Source organism: Streptomyces sp. NBC_00582 (genome assembly GCF_036345155.1).
Taxonomy (GTDB): Bacteria; Actinomycetota; Actinomycetes; order Streptomycetales; family Streptomycetaceae; genus Streptomyces.
In genome coordinates, this window is sequence record NZ_CP107772.1 from 5,350,595 (window position 1) to 5,366,805 (window position 16,211).

Annotated in this window: 14 protein-coding genes, 2 tRNA genes and 2 pseudogenes; 13 read left to right on the plus strand and 5 right to left on the minus strand. The window is 72.0% G+C overall.

Features of this window, described 5'->3' with window-relative positions:
• Positions 1 to 17 precede the first annotated feature (17 nt).
• From OG852_RS23830 to OG852_RS23840, 3 genes are all read left to right on the plus strand, one after another.
• Entirely contained in the window at positions 18 to 1,844 is a 1,827-nt protein-coding gene (locus tag OG852_RS23830) for an acyl-CoA dehydrogenase (RefSeq protein WP_133910984.1), read from the plus strand.
• Positions 1,845 to 2,026: 182 nt separating this feature from the next.
• Positions 2,027 to 3,325 (plus strand): M18 family aminopeptidase, encoded by a 1,299-nt coding sequence (locus OG852_RS23835; protein ID WP_133910985.1) that lies wholly within the window; start codon positions 2,027 to 2,029, stop codon positions 3,323 to 3,325.
• An 81-nt stretch (positions 3,326 to 3,406) separates the two neighbouring features.
• Positions 3,407 to 3,634, plus strand: coding sequence for a DUF6458 family protein (locus tag OG852_RS23840; protein ID WP_330348907.1), 228 nt, complete (start codon positions 3,407 to 3,409; stop codon positions 3,632 to 3,634).
• Positions 3,635 to 3,748: 114 nt separating this feature from the next.
• On the opposite strand, the gene OG852_RS23845 is transcribed toward OG852_RS23840, so the two are convergent.
• Positions 3,749 to 5,632, minus strand: a complete 1,884-nt coding sequence (locus OG852_RS23845) for an NHL domain-containing thioredoxin family protein (protein ID WP_330348908.1) — start codon at positions 5,630 to 5,632, stop codon at positions 3,749 to 3,751.
• Between the two features lie 115 nt (positions 5,633 to 5,747).
• Between OG852_RS23845 and OG852_RS23850 the strand changes: the two genes are divergently transcribed.
• Positions 5,748 to 6,404 carry a hypothetical protein gene (locus tag OG852_RS23850; RefSeq protein WP_330348909.1) on the plus strand — a complete coding sequence of 219 codons (657 nt, stop codon included), beginning with the start codon at positions 5,748 to 5,750 and terminating at the stop codon, positions 6,402 to 6,404.
• A 3-nt stretch (positions 6,405 to 6,407) separates the two neighbouring features.
• Here the strand turns inward: OG852_RS23850 and OG852_RS23855 are convergent.
• Positions 6,408 to 6,620, minus strand: a pseudogene (locus tag OG852_RS23855) (cupin domain-containing protein); the annotation flags it as partial.
• Between OG852_RS23855 and OG852_RS23860 the strand changes: the two are divergent.
• Positions 6,612 to 7,070: pseudogene (locus OG852_RS23860) on the plus strand (helix-turn-helix domain-containing protein); the annotation flags it as partial. The pseudogenes OG852_RS23855 and OG852_RS23860 overlap by 9 nt on opposite strands.
• On the opposite strand, the gene OG852_RS23865 reads toward OG852_RS23860, so the two are convergent.
• The gene (locus OG852_RS23865; protein WP_330348910.1) at positions 7,009 to 7,524 is read right to left on the minus strand and encodes a hypothetical protein; all 516 of its coding nucleotides are present in this window, start codon (positions 7,522 to 7,524) and stop codon (positions 7,009 to 7,011) included. The pseudogene OG852_RS23860 and the gene OG852_RS23865 sit on opposite strands and share 62 nt — an antisense overlap.
• 51 nt (positions 7,525 to 7,575) lie before the next feature.
• On the opposite strand from OG852_RS23865, the gene OG852_RS23870 reads away from it, so the two are divergent.
• Complete coding sequence (locus OG852_RS23870) at positions 7,576 to 8,073, plus strand: LURP-one-related/scramblase family protein (RefSeq protein ID WP_133910988.1); 498 nt, start codon at positions 7,576 to 7,578, stop codon at positions 8,071 to 8,073.
• Between the two features lie 26 nt (positions 8,074 to 8,099).
• On the opposite strand, the gene OG852_RS23875 is transcribed toward OG852_RS23870, so the two are convergent.
• Positions 8,100 to 8,891 (minus strand): carbon-nitrogen family hydrolase, encoded by a 792-nt coding sequence (locus OG852_RS23875; protein WP_133910989.1) that lies wholly within the window; start codon positions 8,889 to 8,891, stop codon positions 8,100 to 8,102.
• Between the two features lie 204 nt (positions 8,892 to 9,095).
• Between OG852_RS23875 and OG852_RS23880 the strand changes: the two genes are divergently transcribed.
• On the plus strand, positions 9,096 to 9,920 hold the full coding sequence (locus OG852_RS23880; protein WP_133910990.1) for a maleylpyruvate isomerase family mycothiol-dependent enzyme: 825 nt from the start codon (positions 9,096 to 9,098) through the stop codon (positions 9,918 to 9,920).
• 41 nt (positions 9,921 to 9,961) lie between these two features.
• On the plus strand, positions 9,962 to 10,369 hold the full coding sequence (locus tag OG852_RS23885; RefSeq protein ID WP_133910991.1) for a DUF3224 domain-containing protein: 408 nt from the start codon (positions 9,962 to 9,964) through the stop codon (positions 10,367 to 10,369).
• A 70-nt stretch (positions 10,370 to 10,439) separates the two neighbouring features.
• Here the strand turns inward: OG852_RS23885 and OG852_RS23890 are convergent, their stop codons facing one another.
• Positions 10,440 to 11,339, minus strand: a complete 900-nt coding sequence (locus tag OG852_RS23890; protein WP_330348911.1) for a D-alanyl-D-alanine carboxypeptidase family protein — start codon at positions 11,337 to 11,339, stop codon at positions 10,440 to 10,442.
• Between the two features lie 200 nt (positions 11,340 to 11,539).
• On the opposite strand from OG852_RS23890, the gene OG852_RS23895 reads away from it, so the two are divergent.
• The 5 genes from OG852_RS23895 to OG852_RS23915 all read left to right on the plus strand — a co-directional run bounded on the left by OG852_RS23895 (position 11,540) and on the right by OG852_RS23915 (position 16,208).
• Entirely contained in the window at positions 11,540 to 12,211 is a 672-nt protein-coding gene (locus OG852_RS23895; protein ID WP_330348912.1) for a GntR family transcriptional regulator, read from the plus strand.
• The gene (locus OG852_RS23900; RefSeq protein WP_330348913.1) at positions 12,208 to 13,533 is read left to right on the plus strand and encodes an MFS transporter; all 1,326 of its coding nucleotides are present in this window, start codon (positions 12,208 to 12,210) and stop codon (positions 13,531 to 13,533) included. The genes OG852_RS23895 and OG852_RS23900 overlap by 4 nt, the downstream gene beginning before the upstream one ends.
• A 199-nt stretch (positions 13,534 to 13,732) precedes the next feature.
• Positions 13,733 to 13,806: transfer RNA gene (locus tag OG852_RS23905), tRNA-Cys, on the plus strand.
• Positions 13,807 to 13,811: 5 nt separating this feature from the next.
• A tRNA-Ser gene (locus OG852_RS23910) sits at positions 13,812 to 13,883 on the plus strand.
• Between the two features lie 3 nt (positions 13,884 to 13,886).
• A complete protein-coding gene (locus OG852_RS23915; RefSeq protein ID WP_330348914.1) occupies positions 13,887 to 16,208 on the plus strand; it encodes a hypothetical protein in 2,322 nt (773 codons plus the stop codon).
• Positions 16,209 to 16,211: the final 3 nt, after the last annotated feature.

Genomic DNA, 16,211 nt, shown 5'->3' on the forward strand with positions numbered 1-16,211 from the left:
TCTACGGAGCCGTCGCCATGGGGCACTACAAGTCGAATCTCCGCGACATCGAGTTCAACCTCTTCGAAGTACTGGGACGCGACAAGCTGTACGGCACCGGCCCGTTCGAGGAGATGGACACCGAGACCGCGAAGAGCATCCTCGAGGAGCTCACCCGCCTCGCCGAGAACGAGCTCGCGGAGTCCTTCGCCGACGCCGACCGCAACCCGCCGGTCTTCGACCCGGAGACCAACACCGCCCCGGTCACGCCGTCCTTCAAGAAGTCGTACAAGGCCTTCATGGAGTCGGAGTACTGGCGCCTGGGCCTGCCCGAGGCGATCGGCGGCACCACCGCCCCGCCGTCGCTGATCTGGTCGTACGCGGAGCTGATCCTCGGCTCGAACCCGGCCGTGTGGATGTACTCCTCCGGCCCGGCGTTCGCCGGCATCCTCTACGACGAGGGCAACGACGTACAGAAGAAGATCGCCCAGCTCGCCGTGGAGAGGACCTGGGGCTCCACCATGGTGCTGACCGAGCCCGACGCGGGTTCGGACGTCGGCGCCGGGCGGACGAAGGCGGTCCCGCAGGAGGACGGCTCCTGGCACATCGAGGGCGTGAAGCGGTTCATCACCTCCGGTGAGCACGACATGGAGGAGAACATCCTCCACTACGTGCTCGCGCGGCCCGAGGGCGCCGGCCCCGGCACCAAGGGGCTGTCCCTGTTCCTCGTCCCGAAGTACCTCTTCGACGTCGAGACCGGCGAGCTGGGCGAGCGCAACGGCGTCTACGCCACGAACGTCGAGCACAAGATGGGCCTGAAGGCCTCCAACACCTGCGAGATGACCTTCGGCGACCGGCACCCCGCCAAGGGCTGGCTGATCGGCGACAAGCACGACGGCATCCGCCAGATGTTCCGGATCATCGAGTTCGCCCGGATGATGGTCGGCACGAAGGCCATCTCGACCCTGTCGACCGGCTACCTCAACGCGCTGGAGTACGCCAAGGAGCGCGTCCAGGGTCCCGACCTCGCGAACTTCATGGACAAGTCCGCGCCCAAGGTCACCATCACCCACCACCCCGACGTGCGCCGCTCGCTGATCACGCAGAAGGCGTACGCCGAGGGCATGCGCGCCCTGGTGCTGTACACGGCGTCGGTGCAGGACGCGATCGCGGTCAAGGAGGCGGCCGGCGAGGACGCCAAGGCCGAGCACGCGCTGAACGACCTGCTCCTGCCCATCGTCAAGGGCTACGGCTCCGAGAAGGGCTACGAGCAGCTCGCCCAGTCCCTGCAGACCTTCGGCGGCTCCGGGTTCCTCCAGGAGTACCCGATCGAGCAGTACATCCGCGACGCCAAGATCGACACCCTGTACGAGGGCACCACCGCGATCCAGGGCCAGGACTACTTCTTCCGGAAGATCGTCCGCAACCAGGGCGCCGCGCTGAACTCGCTCGCCGAGGACATCAAGAAGTTCCTGGCGCTGGGGACCGGCGGCGAGGAGCTGGCCGGTGCCCGCGAGCACCTCGCCAAGGCCGCCGTCGAGCTGGAGGCCATCGTCGGCCTGATGCTGACCGACCTCGCGGCCACCGAGCAGGACGTCAAGAACATCTACAAGGTGGGCCTGAACACCACCCGCCTGCTGCTCGCCTCCGGCGATGTGATCGTCGGCTACCTGCTGCTCAAGGGTGCCGCGGTCGCCGCCGAGAAGCTGGAGACCGCCTCCGGGAAGGACACGCCCTTCTACACCGGCAAGATCGCGGCGGCGAAGTTCTTCGCGGCCAACGTCCTGCCCGGCGTCACCCTGGCCCGCAAGATCGCCGAGGGTGTCGAGCTGGACCTGATGGAGCTGGACGAGGCCGCGTTCTGATGTTCTGAGCCGTCCCGGCCCGGGATCCGGCGCGGCATGCTAGAAATGCGGCGCCGGTCCCCCACCCGGCCCACGTTCCCGCACGGGAGCCGCCGGGCAGGGCCTGTCCCTCCACATCGTCCTCATGAGGGCCCGTTCCCGTGACCGGGAGCGGGCCCTCGTACGTCGTTAAGGTGAACCCCATGAGCGCACCCGCCCGCTTCGACCGCGGCCACACCGACGACCTGATGTCCTTCCTCACGGTGAGCCCGTCGCCGTACCACGCCGTCGCGAACGCGGCCGCGCGGCTGGAGAAGGCAGGTTTCAGGCAGGTCGCCGAGACGGACGCCTGGGACGGGACGTCCGGCGGGAAGTACGTCCTGCGCGGGGGCGCGATCGTGGCCTGGTACGTCCCCGAGGGCGCCGCGCCGCACACCCCCTTCCGGATCGTCGGCGCCCACACCGACTCCCCGAACCTGCGCGTCAAGCCGCTGCCCGACACCGGCGCGCACGGCTGGCGCCAGGTGGCCGTGGAGATCTACGGCGGGCCCCTGCTGAACTCCTGGCTCGACCGCGACCTCGGCATCGCGGGCCGGCTCACCCTGCGGGACGGCTCGACCCGGCTGGTGAACGTGGGCCGCCCGCTGCTGCGGGTCCCCCAGCTCGCCATCCACCTCGACCGCGCGGTCAACACCGACGGCCTCAAGCTCGACAAGCAGCGCCACCTCCAGCCGGTCTGGGGCCTCGGGCACGATGTGCGCGACGGCGACCTGATCGCCTTCCTGGAGGAGGAGGCGGGCGTTCCCGCGGGCGAGGTCACCGGCTGGGACCTGATGACCCACTCCGTGGAGCCGCCCGCCTACCTGGGCCGCGACCAGGAGCTGGTGGCCGGGCCGCGCATGGACAACCTGCTGTCCGTGCACGCCGCTACGGCGGCCCTGACGGCCGTCGCGACGAGCGGCGCCGACCTGCCGTACATCCCGGTGCTCGCCGCCTTCGACCACGAGGAGAACGGCTCGCAGTCCGACACCGGCGCCGACGGACCGCTGCTCGGCACCGTGCTGGAACGTTCCGTTCTGGCGCGCGGAGGGTCGTACGAGGACCGGGCCAGGGCCTTCGCGGGCACGGTGTGTCTGTCCTCCGACACCGGTCACGCGGTCCACCCCAACTACGCGGAGCGGCACGACCCGACGCACCACCCGCGCGTCAACGGCGGCCCCATCCTCAAGGTCAACGTCAACAACCGCTACGCCACGGACGGCACCGGCCGCGCCGTGTTCGCCGCCGCCTGCGAGAAGGCGGGCGTGCCGTTCCAGTCGTTCGTCTCCAACAACTCCATGCCCTGCGGCACGACCATCGGCCCCATCACCGCTGCCCGGCACGGGATCCGGACCGTCGACATCGGCGTGGCCATCCTGTCCATGCACAGCGCCCGGGAGTTGTGCGGCGACGCCGACCCGTACCTGCTGACGAACGCGCTGGTGGCGTTCCTGGAGGGCTAGACCGCGCCTAGTTCACGAGGGAGGGGGTACCCGCAGGCGGTGGCCGGAAGGGCCGGCCGCGCTACAGGGGAGGCGACACTCATGGGCCTCGGCGGGTGCATCATCCTCATCGCCGTGGGAGCGATCCTGACCTTCGCGACCGACTGGGACATGCAGGGGGTCAACCTCGACCTGGTCGGCGTCATCCTGATGATCGTGGGGCTGATCGGCGTGACCACGTTCAGCAGCATCGCCCGGCGCCGGCGGGTGGTGGTCCCGCCGCCCACCACCGTCATCGAGGGCGACCGGCGCAGGGAACCCCCTTTCTGACATCCCCCTTCTGACACACCCTCGTGGCCCCCACCTTCCTGACAGCTCGTCACGAACGGGATTCACAGCCGGCCCCACGCCCGCGCCGCCGCTGCGCGCGGCCCGCCCGGAGGCCTACTGGTCGGGGTCCGTCCCGGCCAGGACCAACGGCAGCCGGTCCGCCGCGCCTTCGGTGACGCGGACCGGAACTCCCCAGTCCTGCTGGTGGACATGGCAGGCGGGATACTCGGTCGCCGGGTCGTCGTCGCAGGAGGCGGCCATGGCCGACACGTGCAACACGCCTTCCCCGACCGCCGGATCGAGCTCCAGCGTGCGGGAGAGGCCGGTGTCCGCGCCCCCGCCCTTCAGCAGCAGCTCCGGCGGCGTCGAGGAGACCAGCAGCCGGGTCGACGGCCCGATGGGGGTACCCCCGCGCGCGTCGGTTCGAGCGCGGGGGAGGGTGTCCAGCTTCTGCCCGGCGGGCGCCTGGAAGATCACGTCCAGCCGTAGCGTGCCCGGCGCGACCTCCGTCGCCGCCCGCCTGGTCCGGTGCGCGACGGAGTCCACCCGTATCGCCTCCTCGGGCAGCCGCAGCCGGGTCAGCCGGTGCCGGGCCGACTCCACCACCACGATGTCGTCCCCGGCGAGCACGGCGTCGCTGGGCTCCCTCAGGTCCGTGGCGAGGGTGGTGACCTCGCCGGTCGCCGGGTCGTAGCGGCGCAGGGCGTGGTTGTAGGTGTCGCTGACGGCGACCGACCCGTCGGGCAGCACGGTGACACCCAGCGGATGCTGGAGCAGCGCCTGCCCGGCCGCCCCGTCCCGGTGCCCGAAGTCGAACAGCCCGGTGCCGACGGCGGTGTGCACGACCCCCTCCCGGTCCACCCAGCGCAGCGCGGACGTCTCGGAGTCGGCGAGCCACAGCCGGTCCGGGGTGGCGGCCAGCCCCGACGGCTGCGCGAACCAGGCCTCGGCGACCGGCCCGTCCACCAGCCCCTCGTTGGTGGTGCCGGCGGCGACGGCCACCGTCCCGTCGGCCGGGTCGTAGGCCCAGAGCTGGTGGACGCCCGCCATGGCGATCCACACCCGCCCGTCGAAGACGGCCACGTCCCACGGCGAGGACAGATCGATGTCCCGGGCGGGCCCCGCCGTCGGCGACCCCTGCCACCACTGCTTCCCGGTCCCCGCGAGGGTGGTCACGTCCCCAGTCGTGAGGTCGAGGCGGCGCAGCGCGTGGTTGACGGTGTCGGCGACGACCACGGTGGAGTCGTCGAGGAGCGCGAGGCCCTGGGGCTCGTTGAACGCCGCCGTCGCCGCCGTCCCGTCCGCCAACCCCCGCACCCCGGACCCGATCCGCCGCACGACGCCCTCCCCGTCGGCGGCCAGTTCCACGAGCTGATGCCGGGTGGTGTCACTGACCAGGAAGGTCCCGCCGGGCAGCACCAGCGCCTTGCCCGGGAACCGCAGAGCCGTCGGCTCCGGCTCGGGCGCCACATACGGCCCGTCGCCGCGCCGCAGCGTCCCCTTCGCCCCGTGCTCGGCCTCCAGCTCCGTCACCAGCCGCTCGATCGCGTGCACATGCCCCTCACCGGCGTGCTGCGCGACCACATAGCCCTCCGGGTCGATCACGACCAGCGTCGGCCACGCCCGCACCGCGTACTGCTTCCAGGTGGCGAGCTCGGGATCGTCCAGCACCGGATGCGTCACCCCGTACCGCTCCACGGCGTCCACCACGGCCCGGTGCTCGGCCTCGTGCACGAACTTCGGCGAGTGCACCCCGACCACGACGACCGTGTCCCGGTGCTTCTCCTCCAGCTCGCGCAGCTCGTCGAGGACATGCAGACAGTTGATGCAGCAGAAGGTCCAGAAGTCGAGGACGACGATACGTCCGCGCAGGTCGGCCAGGCTGTACCGCTCCCCGCCCGTGTTCAGCCAGCCACCCTCGCCGACCAGCTCGGGAGCGCGGACACGGACACGACGGGGCGCGGGCGCGGGGGTGGGCACGGGGACGGAATCCTTCATGCTGCCAAGCTTGCCACCCGGGTACGACAGCGGGATCCGATGCGGGTACGGGAGGGGGCGACGGGTGTCCGGGGACGAGAGCGGGAGCGGGACGGCGCCGGAGGAACGGGTGTTCATGGCGCTGCCGGGAAACGCGGAGGACCGGCGGGCGGTGTTCGAGGCGCGCCTGATGGACGTGGTGCGCGGTCTCGGGCTCCAGGTCGGTCCCGCATCGGAGGGCGGGGAGGGGTGGACCCGGGTGCATCGGGCCCGGACGGCGTTGCGCACGGCGTGCCGCCGGGGTCTGACCCTTTCCGAGGAGTCCTTCGACGTACTGCTCGAGGCGGCCGTGCACGATCCCGACCCGAGCTTCAACCGCCAGTTCGTCGAGCCGGCGCTGAACGCGTTCGGGTACACGCGCGTGCGGGGCGCGCTGCTCCGGTACCTGACGACGGGCACGGACCATGAGCGCGCGGGAGCAGCGCGGGCCTGGTACTGGACCGCCCTGCGCCTGCGGATGCCCCAGGTGCGGGCGGAGCACCCCGGCGGCGACGGCGCGGACCGGCCCGGCGACCGCTCGGCCCTGGTGGCCGAGTGGCACGAGGCCGCTCTGCGCGCGTTCGTGAGCAGCGAGGACGTGCACGTGCAGCGCTGCATCCTCCCGATCCTGCCGCTCCGCAGGTCGGCCCACCAGGACCACCTGCACGCTCTGGTGGACCGGGCGGTGGCGCTGGCCCGGGCCCACCCGGACGCCTACATCCGGCACCGGGTGGAACTCCAGGCCGGCGACTGACGGTCAGCCCGTGAGGGGGTGGCCCGTCGTCGCGTCCACGTGGGACGGGATCGTGGCGTGGCGGTCTCCGACGGTGGAGGTGCCGGTCGGTTCGAGGAGGAGGATCTCGGTGGGGACGGGGGCGTACGGCTTGTGCTCGGTGCCGCGCGGGACCGTGAAGACGGAGCTTTTCGGGAGGACGACCGTGCGCTCGCCGGCCGGTTCGCGCAGCGCGACCACGGCGCGGAGATCGCCGACGCGGTGTCCCGGCGGCTGGTGTTCGCCGCACACCGGGACGGCGGGCAGCGGCAGTTCGTGGAGCGGCCCCTGCCGGACGTGCCGGACGAGTCGCTGGCACCGCTGCTGGAGTGGGCCCGGGCGCGGCTCGCCGAACCCCTGACGGTGGCCGCTCTCGCGGCCCGTGCCGCGGTCTCCCCCGCCACCCTGCACCGCCGCTTCCGCGCCCAGCTCGGCACCACCCCCCTCACCTGGCTGACCGGCGAACGGGTGGCGCTCGCCTGCCGGCTCATCGAGCGGGGCGAGGAACGGCTCGACGTCGTCGCGGCGAGGAGCGGCCTGGGCACGGCAGCGAACCTACGCGCGCGTGTACGCCGTGAGACCGGCCTCAGCCCGTCGGCGTACCGGAGGCGGTTCGGTCCGGCGGGCGGGGTTCCCTCGCTTGCTTGAGCCATGCCCGCCACACGGCTTTCGGAACGGTCTTCAGCAGTCCGTCCTCCCGGGTGAAGGCGAGCCCCCGGGCGTAACCGCCACCGCCGCAGCCGTCGGACTGGTGGAGGAGGCGTACGTCGACGGACTCGTCGATGACGGGGGTGGCGGCGCCCGCGCGGGTGACCCGGAAACGGACCGGGGCGGAGCCGGGGTCGACGTCGTCCGGCAGCGGGAGGCCGATCTGGCTGATGCGCTCCGGGTCCAGCGTGCCCTGCTCGCACTTTCCCCGGGTGCACAGCTCGTAGGCGGCCCCCGTGAGGTCGCCGTATCCGTCCTGCACGAAGAACACACCGACCTGGGACACCACCCCCACACCGGCGCACACCGCGGGGTCGGCGCATCCCGACAGGCCCGCCAGCAGCGCCCCCGCACCGGCGGCCGACGGCCACAGCCGGTTCATCCGTCCGATCATTTCCCGCCCCCTCCCGAAAAGATCCTCTCAGCCGGGGGAAGCAGTACCGACATGAGATTCCTCGTACGCGACCGGCTCCTGGCCTTCGGTGACGACTACTGGATCGAGGACGACCAGGGCAACAGGGTGTTCCTCGTCGACGGCAAGGCGATGCGGCTGCGGGACACCTTCGAGCTGAAGGACACCCAGGGGCGGGTCCTGATCGACATCCGCCAGAAGATGTTCGCCCTGCGGGACACGATGGTGATCGAGCGGGACGGCGAGCCGCTGGCCACCGTCCGCCGCAAACGGCTGTCGCTGCTGCGCAACCACTACCGGGTGTCCCTGGCGGACGGGCAGACCGTGCTCGACGTCAGCGGGAAGATCCTCGACCGGGAGTTCGCCGTCGAGTACGAGGGTGAGCTCCTCGCCGTCGTCTCCCGGCGGTGGCTGCACATCCGGGAGACGTACGGCGTCGACGTCGTCCGGGAGGACGCGGACCCGGCGCTGCTGATCGCGGTGACGGTGTGCGTGATCCACCTGGCCGAGAAGGACCGGGAAGGCGACTAGGTCGTTCCTGATCCGTCAGAAGGGCCCTAAGGCCGCTCGAGGCCCAGCACGCGGTCCTTCAGGGCCGGGAACTGCTCACGGGTCGTGGCGACCTTCGCCGGGTCGAGGTCGACGGTGAGGATCTCCTCGCCGGGGCCGGCCTGGCCCAGCACCTCGCCCCACGGATCCACCACGATCGAGTGACCCGCCTGGGGAACTCCGGCGTGCGTCCCGGCCGTTCCACACGCGAGCACGAACGCCTGGTTCTCGACCGCCCGCGCCTGGGCCAGCAGCGTCCAGTGCGCCCGGCGGCGCTCCGGCCAGCCCGCGGAGACGACGAGGGTCTCGGCGCCGGCGTCGACGAGACCGCGGAAGAGTTCGGGGAAACGGAGGTCGTAGCAGGTGGCGAGACCGACGGTCGTCTCCGGGAGACGGACCGTCACCAGCTCCCGGCCCGCTCCCATCAGCACGGCCTCGCCCTTGTCGAAGCCGAAGCGGTGGATCTTGCGGTAGGCGGCGGCGAGCTCACCCGAGGGGGAGAAGACGAGGGACGTGTTGTAGAGGGGGCCCTCGGGGTCACGCTCGGGGATCGAGCCCGCGTGCAGCCACACACCCGCGTCACTCGCGGCCTTGGCCATCGCCTCGTACGTGGGCCCCTCCAGGGGCTCGGCCTCGCTGCCGAACTCCTCGTAGGCGAAGGCCCCGGTCGTCCACAGCTCCGGCAGCACCACGAGATCCGCGGCCCCGGCCTGCTCCCGCACCAGCGAGGCGACCCGTGCCCGCCGCGATTCGACCGATTCGCCCTCATCCACGGCGATCTGGATCAGAGAGGCGCGCACACTACCACCGTCCTGGCATTCGAGTAGTCCACACGGGCCTACGATCGTCACACGAAAGCACTGCCGGGGTGCCTCACAGCAGCGTAACTTAGCGTTTCACGACACCCGCCGACAGCCGCCGCCCGTACGCCGCCTCCCGCTGGCAACGCCGCCACCCGACGTCACCAATCTGCCCGTGTACCGACCGCCGAGGGGTCCCGTTCCGTGAGTCTGCATCCCACCCTCCAGCCCTACGCCGACGCCTGGACCCACTCCATCGAAGCGATATCCGAGCTGGTGCAGCCGCTCGTGGAGGGCGAGTGGAACTGGCGGACCCCGTGCCCCGGCTGGTCGGTCCGCGATGTGGTCTCGCATGTCATCGGCCTCGACAGTGAGATGTACGGCGACCCCCGCCCGATCCACTCACTGCCCCGGGACCTTTTCCACGTCACCACCGATCTCCAGCGGTACATGGAGATGCAGGTCGACGTGCGCCGGCACCACACCGCGCCCGAGATGACCTCCGAGCTGGAGCTGATGATCATCCGGCGAAACCGCCAGCTGCGCAACGAGTCCCGCCAGCCGGGGACGGTCGTCCGCGGACCCCTCGGTGCGGAGCTGACGCTGGAGGAGTCCATGCGCGGCCACGCGTTCAACGTGTGGGTGCACGAGCAGGACCTGCGCGCCGCCCTCGGCCGCCCGGGCAACCTGGACTCCCCCGGCGCGCACATCGCCCGTGACGTGCTCCTCGGCGAGCTGCCGGCCGTCGTCGCCGAGCGCGCCGACGCGCCGCGCAGCTCCGCCGTCGTCTTCGACGTGCACGGTCCGATCGAGTTCCTGCGCACCGTCCGGGTCGACATGCAGGGCCGCGGCACCCTGGAGACCGCCCCGGCGCTCGGCCCCGCCGCCTCCTTCGCCCTCGACTGGGAGACGTACGTCCGGCTGGCCTGCGGCCGGGTGACGGCGGAGGCCGTCGCGGACCGGGTGAAGGCGGAGGGGGAGCCGGCGCTGACGGCGGCGATCCTGCGGAACTTCGCGGTGACCAGGTAGCGTTCCCCGCCGCTGTCGGTGGTGCTCGGTACGGTCGGCGTATGAGAGCCGACGGAACCTTCAGCGTGCAGTCGTTCACCCCGACGGAACTGACCCCCGAGCCGGCGGTGGCCACGGCCCTGCCGGTCGGCGTCGCGACCATGGAGAAGCGGTACGAGGGGGAGGTCACCGGGCGTTCGGCGACCCTGTTCACGGCCGCCTTCGACCAGACCACCGGGGTCGGCACCTATGTGGCCATGGAGTCGTTCGAGGGCTCGCTGAACGGCCTGGAGGGCGCCTTCAACTTCGTGCACTCGGCGACCACGTCGGGCAGCGACCGCAGCGCGGAGTTCTTCACCGTCGTCCCGTCCAGCGGCACCGGCGCGCTGGCCGGAATCACGGGCACCGGGGGCCTGGCCGTGGAGGCCGACGGGACGCACCGGGTGTGGTTCGAGTACGAGATCGGCTGAGGGGCGCGGGACGACGGAACGGGCCCGCCGTGATCCCCACGGCGGGCCCGTTCCGTAGTACCTGCGAACGTCAGCTGATCTTGGCGTAGCCGTAGTTGATCAGCTTCTTCACGTCGGCCGTGCGGCTCGCGGCGTCGGGGGCCGTGAGGACGGCGCCCATGACCGACTCGCCGTTGAGCGTGGCCGCGAAGATGAGGCAGTACTTGGCCTCAGTACCGGAGCCGGTCTTCACGCCGAGCGTGCCGTTCCAGCCGAGCAGCGTGTTGGTGTTGACCCAGGGATCCATCCTGCGCGTGGTGCCAGTCTTGGTGATCGTCTTCGCCGTGTACGACTTGGTCTTCACGACGGCCTTGAACGTGGAGTTCTTCATCACGCTGCGGGCGAGCAGCGTCAGGTCCCGCGGCGTCGAGGCGTTGGCGCCGTTGCTGAGGCCGTCGAACGAGTCGAACTTCGTGTGATTCATGCCCAGGCTCTTGGCCATGGTGTTCATCTTGGCGATGAAGTTCTTGGTGCGGGCCGCGACCGTCGAGCCGGTACCGAACTTGTCGGCGAGGGCCATCGCCGCGTCGCAGCCGGACGGCAGCATCATCCCGTACAGCAGCTGGCGGACGGTGACCTTGTCGCCGACGATCAGCCGGGCCGACGACGGGTAGCCCTCGCGGACCATGTAGTCGCTGACCGCCTGCTTGATGGTGACCTTGGTGTCCAGGTTCAGGTTCGCCTGGGAGAGCACGACCTTCGCGGTCATGACCTTCGTGGTGGAGGCCGTGAGCCTAGGCGTGTCGGCGGCCTTGGTGAACAGCGTCTTGCCCGTCGCGCTGTTCATCAGGAACCCGCCCTTGGCGGTGATGGTGGGCGTCGTGACGGCCTGCGCGGGAGCCGCGGTGAGGACTCCTCCGGCGAGCACTGCACTGGCCGTGGCGACGACGGCGGCGGCTCGAACTCGGATGCCCTTGGTGGCGGTTATCAACTGAAATACCCCGATTATGTTGAATGCCCCTGAGTGCGGCCGAGTTGGCATGGGGAAAGTTGGTGGGGCCGCACGTGTGTGACACGTAAGTAGCACAGAAGGTTGTGCGCCCGCTGGGACGAATTTCTGACTACCCGAGGCGCGGTCCCGCATGGTGGACGGCCGCTGCGATGCGTACGTGTTGTATCTATTCTGTGGACATGCCACCCTCAGCCCCGCCCGCCCCCGTCTCCCTCAAGCGACCGCCCGCCGCCGACCGCGTCTACACCCACGTCAAACAGGGTGTCCTGGACCGCCGTTACGAGGGCGGCACCCTCCTCACCGAGGGCGAACTGGCCGAAGCGGTCGGGGTCTCCCGAACGCCCGTGCGCGAGGCCCTGCTCCGGCTGGAGGTCGAGGGCCTGATCAAGCTGTACCCGAAGAAGGGCGCCCTGGTCCTGCCGGTCTCCGCCCAGGAGATCGCGGACGTCGTGGAGACCCGGCTGCTGGTCGAGGAGCACGCGGCGCGCAAGGCGGTCCCCGCGCCGCCCGGCCTCGTCGAGCGCCTGGAGGAACTGCTCGCGAAGCAGAAGGAGCAGGCCGCGGCCGGCGATCTCGCCGCGGCCGCGGTCACGGACCGCTGCTTCCACGCGGAGATCGTCCGCAGCGGCGGCAACGAGATCCTCTCCCGCCTCTACGACCAGCTCCGCGACCGTCAGCTGCGCATGGGCGTCGCCGTCCTGCACTCCCACCCCGACCGCATCGCGAAGACACTGACGGAGCACGAGGAGATCCTCCGGGCACTGCGCGCGGGCGACGCGGAGGCGGCCGTGGCCATCGTCCACCGGCACGTCGGCTGGTTCTCCCACCTGGCCCGGGGCGAAGTCCGATGAGCGTCAACCGCGGTGGATCCCACTCCACTCTTCCGGGTGATCCCCCCGGGGGACGGCGCGCGGTAGCCGTGTGGGGGATCGGGGTCGCGGTCTACTTCGTCGCCGTCATCTTCCGTACGTCGCTGGGGGTCGCCGGCCTCGACGCGGCCGACCGCTTCCATGTGAACGCCTCGGCCCTGTCGACCTTCTCGATCCTCCAGCTCCTGGTCTACGCCGGCATGCAGATACCCGTCGGCCTGCTGGTGGACCGCCTCGGCACCAAGCGGGTGCTGACGATCGGCGTGGTGCTGTTCACCGCCGGTCAACTGGGCTTCGCCTTCTCCCCGTCGTACGGCACGGCGCTCGCCTCGCGGGCGCTGCTCGGCTGCGGGGACGCGATGACGTTCATCAGCGTGCTGCGCCTCGGCAGCCGCTGGTTCCCGGCCCGCCGCGGCCCCCTGGTCGCCCAGTTCGCCGGTCTCGCCGGCATGGCGGGCAACCTGGTCTCCACCCTGCTGCTGGCCCGGCTGCTGCACGGGATCGGCTGGACGGCGGCGTTCGCGGGCAGCGCGCTCGCGGGTGTGGTCGTCCTCGTCCTGCTCGTCCTGTTCCTCAAGGACCACCCCGAGGGCCACGAGCCCGAGCCGTTCCCGCACCACGGCGCCGCGTACGTGCGGCGCCAGATCGCCGCGTCCTGGCGGGAGCCGGGGACGCGGCTCGGCCTGTGGGTGCACTTCACGACCCAGTTCCCGGCGATGGTGTTCCTGCTGCTGTGGGGCCTGCCGTTCCTCGTGGAGGCGCAGGGACTGTCCCGGGCGACGGCCGGTGAACTGCTGACGCTGGTGGTGCTCTGCAACATGGTCGTGGGTCTGGTCTACGGCCAGATCGTCGCCCGGCACCACGGCGCGCGGCTCCCGCTGGCGCTGGGCACGGTGGGCGCGACGGCCCTGGTGTGGGCGGCGACCCTGGCCCACCCCGGCGACCACGCGCCGATGTGGCTGCTCGTCGTCCTCTGCGCGGTCCTCGGCGCCTGTGGCCCCGCCTCGATGCTGGGCTTCGACTTCGCACGCCCCGCGAACCCGCCCGAGCGTCAGGGCACCGCCTCCGGCATCACCAACATGGGTGGTTTCACGGCCTCCATGACGACCCTGTTCGCGATCGGTGTCCTGCTGGACGCCACCGGTGACGACTACACCATCGCCTTCTCCTCGGTGTTCGTCCTCCAGGCGCTGGGCGTCAGCCAGATCCTGCGGCTGCGCCGGAAGGCGGCCCGCCGCGAACGCGAACGGCTGGTGGCGAGCCGGGTGGAGACGGTCCACGTGCCGGCGCAGGGCGTCGGGTAGGGCACGAGCCTACGGGCGCACGCGCCTACGGGCGCACGGGCATACGGGCGCACGGGCATACGGGCGCACGCGCCTACGCGCCCACGGGCCTACGGGCCTACGGGTGCATGGGGATACGTGCGCAGGGGCCACGGGCGTACGGGGGACCGGGGAAACCCGGTTGTCCGCACGCCCGTTCGGCCCATAGCGTCGGCGTCATCGACGTGTAGCTCAGTCAGCCAGAGCGCCGGGCTGCAAACCCGGAGGGCGCGGGGGCGGAACCCGCCACGTCGGCCGATCGACGTGTAGCTCAACAGCAGAGCGCCGGGCTCGAGACCCGGAGGGAGCGGGGGCGGCACCCGCCACGTCGGCTTATGAACAGCGACGCTGACCAGCAGCACCTCGCCCAGGCCGACCCGGCGTACGCCGCCGGGGAACTGGCCAGGGCGCTCAGGACCGCGCTCACCCACGCCGACCCCGCCACCCGCCGCCGCGCCGAGGACCGGGGCCGCTCCTGGCGGTCCGTGCTCGCCGGCATGGCGGAGGGCGTCCTCACGATCGGCTCCCGCACACCCGTCGCCGGCCTGCCCGCGTGGGTGACGCCGGAGGTCCTGCGCGGCGGCTTCGCCACCGGCGAGCCCAGCGCCTCCGGGCCCCTGACGGAGTACGAGACCGAGGCGGCTCGCCGGGCCGGGGTGCCGCGCGAGCGGCAGGCCCTGTTCACGTACTGGCTGTCCGCCGACGGCCTGGGCCGGCTCTACGACCTCCTGGACAGCGGACACTACGAGGTGACCGTGCCGGAGGAGGCCGCTCTGCTCACCGTGGCCTGGCTGGCCCGCGCAGGACAGCCCGAGGCGGCGGCGGCCCTCGTCGCGGAACTCGCCCCCTTCGCCGGACGGCTGCGGTTCACCCCCCGGCCGGCGACCCGGCCCGTGCCCGAGGCGGACGCCGTGCACCGGCAGACCGTCGCCGACGCCGGTCGGACCCTCGCGCGGCGCCGGCCCAGCAAGGCCGTGGAGACCCAGCGGGAGGCACTGACCGTGTGGCAGCCGTTCGGCGACGCACTCCTCGCGCACTGGCTGGAGACCGCCGACGACGAGGGTGTCGTCCACGTCCCGGAGCGGGCCGCCCACCTGGACTGGTACGTGCGCGCAGGCGATCTGCTGTGGCGCTACCGCGAGCTGGCCCGCCGTCACACGCACTGCACCAAACACCTGGACCACAAGCAGAATCTGGCGATCCTGCGGGACGGGCTGGACCAGGCCGTCACCGGCCGGGGGCCGGACCCGCGCCAGCTCGGGCTGCTGCGGCACGCCGTCACCTCGATGGTGCGGCGGCGCGGACGGCCCGGTTCCGCCCCGCACACGGCACTGCGCCGGGAGCAGGCCGCGCAGGCGGCGCTGCCCTCCCACCACGCGCTGGCCCAGCTGGTGCTGCGCCGGCTGGCCGGGCTGGAGCAGTCGGTGGGCGTGGCCGATCCCGCGCCGCTGCTCGTCCCGGTGACCGAGGCGGAGGCACGGGAGACCGGGCTGCCCGTGGGCGCGGTGATCCCGGCCGGTGTCCGCCGGCCCGTCGAGGGCGCGCTGAGCGCCGCCCCGGAGACGCTGGTGGAACGCGGTCTGGTGCCGTCGGCGGAGGTGCTGGCCGAGCTCGTCCCGCAGCTCGTCGCGGTCACCGCCGCCGAGGCCTACCCGGACGGCGCCCTGCGCACGCTGGCCGTCGCGCACCACCGCGCGTTCGCGGGCCGCCGTTCGCTGCTCCTGCTGGGCCTTCAGCAGCAGGTGCGGATCGAGGAGCTGCCGTGGGTGCGGGCCGTGGCCGGGCAGCGGGCCGAGCGCGGGGCGGGCGAGCCGGCGGCGGTCGCGCTGCGGCGGCTGGGCGAGCTGGCCGTGCAGGCGTTCCCCGGGACGATCCTGCCGAACCCGCTGGTCCGCGAACTGGCCGTGCTGGCCCGTCAGGCCGAACTCGGGGCGCCCCTGGTCGAGGAGCTGGCCAACGACCTCTTCGCCGGCGCGTTCGGCCCCAAGTTCCTCGCGGCGGCACGGGTGGCGGCGGAACTGCTCGGCGGCGGTTCGCTCTACGAGCGCTACTACGGGATCGACTACGCGGCGGTGCGCAACCTCGCGATCGTGGAGGCCGCCGAGGCGCGGACCCGGCCGCCCGGGCCGCGGACCTCGCCGGGGTTCGGGCGGTTGTGCGTGGACCGTGCGGAGGCGTTCTCGGCGGGGTCCTGGTCCCGGTCCTCCGGCTGGTCGGTGGCCGGGAACGGCAAGGTGATCGAGCAGGCGCAGATCCTCACCACGCACAACCTGGCCACCCTGGTCCACCGGGTCGGCATCGCCCCGGCCCCGGGCTGGGAGGACCTGGCGCGCCGGAGCTTCGTCACCGTGTGCCGACTGACCGCCCGGGTGCACGGCCAGGCGTTCCCCCTGGCCACGATCAAGGACGCGGCCTACGCCTGGCGGCAGATGGTCTTCCAGCTCTCCCTGTGCACGGCGCGGGAGCGGGCCCGGACCCTCGGCTGGCTGTCCGAGGAGGCCGCTCGCCACCCGGGCCGTGCCGGCGCCCGGCTCGCCCCGGCCGTGACCGGTCTGCGCCAGGTCGCGGAGGGCGGCCACGCCGACGACGGCGTCGGCCGCCTCCTGCTGGCCTGGACGACGAACGGCCACTGGCTCCAGGAGGAGCCGCGGCCCTAGGGG

Bases quoted from the DNA above. Each gene is read 5' to 3' on its own strand.
- OG852_RS23895 (WP_330348912.1), top strand. From the start codon at position 11,540: ATGCCACCCTCAGCCCCGCCCGCCCCCGTCTCCCTCAAGCGACCGCCC.
- OG852_RS23845 (WP_330348908.1), bottom strand. From the start codon at position 5,632: ATGAAGGATTCCGTCCCCGTGCCCACCCCCGCGCCCGCGCCCCGTCGT.
- OG852_RS23885 (WP_133910991.1), top strand. From the start codon at position 9,962: ATGAGAGCCGACGGAACCTTCAGCGTGCAGTCGTTCACCCCGACGGAA.
- OG852_RS23915 (WP_330348914.1), top strand. From the start codon at position 13,887: ATGAACAGCGACGCTGACCAGCAGCACCTCGCCCAGGCCGACCCGGCG.
- OG852_RS23870 (WP_133910988.1), top strand. From the start codon at position 7,576: ATGAGATTCCTCGTACGCGACCGGCTCCTGGCCTTCGGTGACGACTAC.
- OG852_RS23900 (WP_330348913.1), top strand. From the start codon at position 12,208: ATGAGCGTCAACCGCGGTGGATCCCACTCCACTCTTCCGGGTGATCCC.
- OG852_RS23840 (WP_330348907.1), top strand. From the start codon at position 3,407: ATGGGCCTCGGCGGGTGCATCATCCTCATCGCCGTGGGAGCGATCCTG.
- OG852_RS23835 (WP_133910985.1), top strand. From the start codon at position 2,027: ATGAGCGCACCCGCCCGCTTCGACCGCGGCCACACCGACGACCTGATG.
- OG852_RS23830 (WP_133910984.1), top strand. From the start codon at position 18: ATGGGGCACTACAAGTCGAATCTCCGCGACATCGAGTTCAACCTCTTC.
- OG852_RS23865 (WP_330348910.1), bottom strand. From the start codon at position 7,524: ATGATCGGACGGATGAACCGGCTGTGGCCGTCGGCCGCCGGTGCGGGG.
- OG852_RS23850 (WP_330348909.1), top strand. From the start codon at position 5,748: ATGGCGCTGCCGGGAAACGCGGAGGACCGGCGGGCGGTGTTCGAGGCG.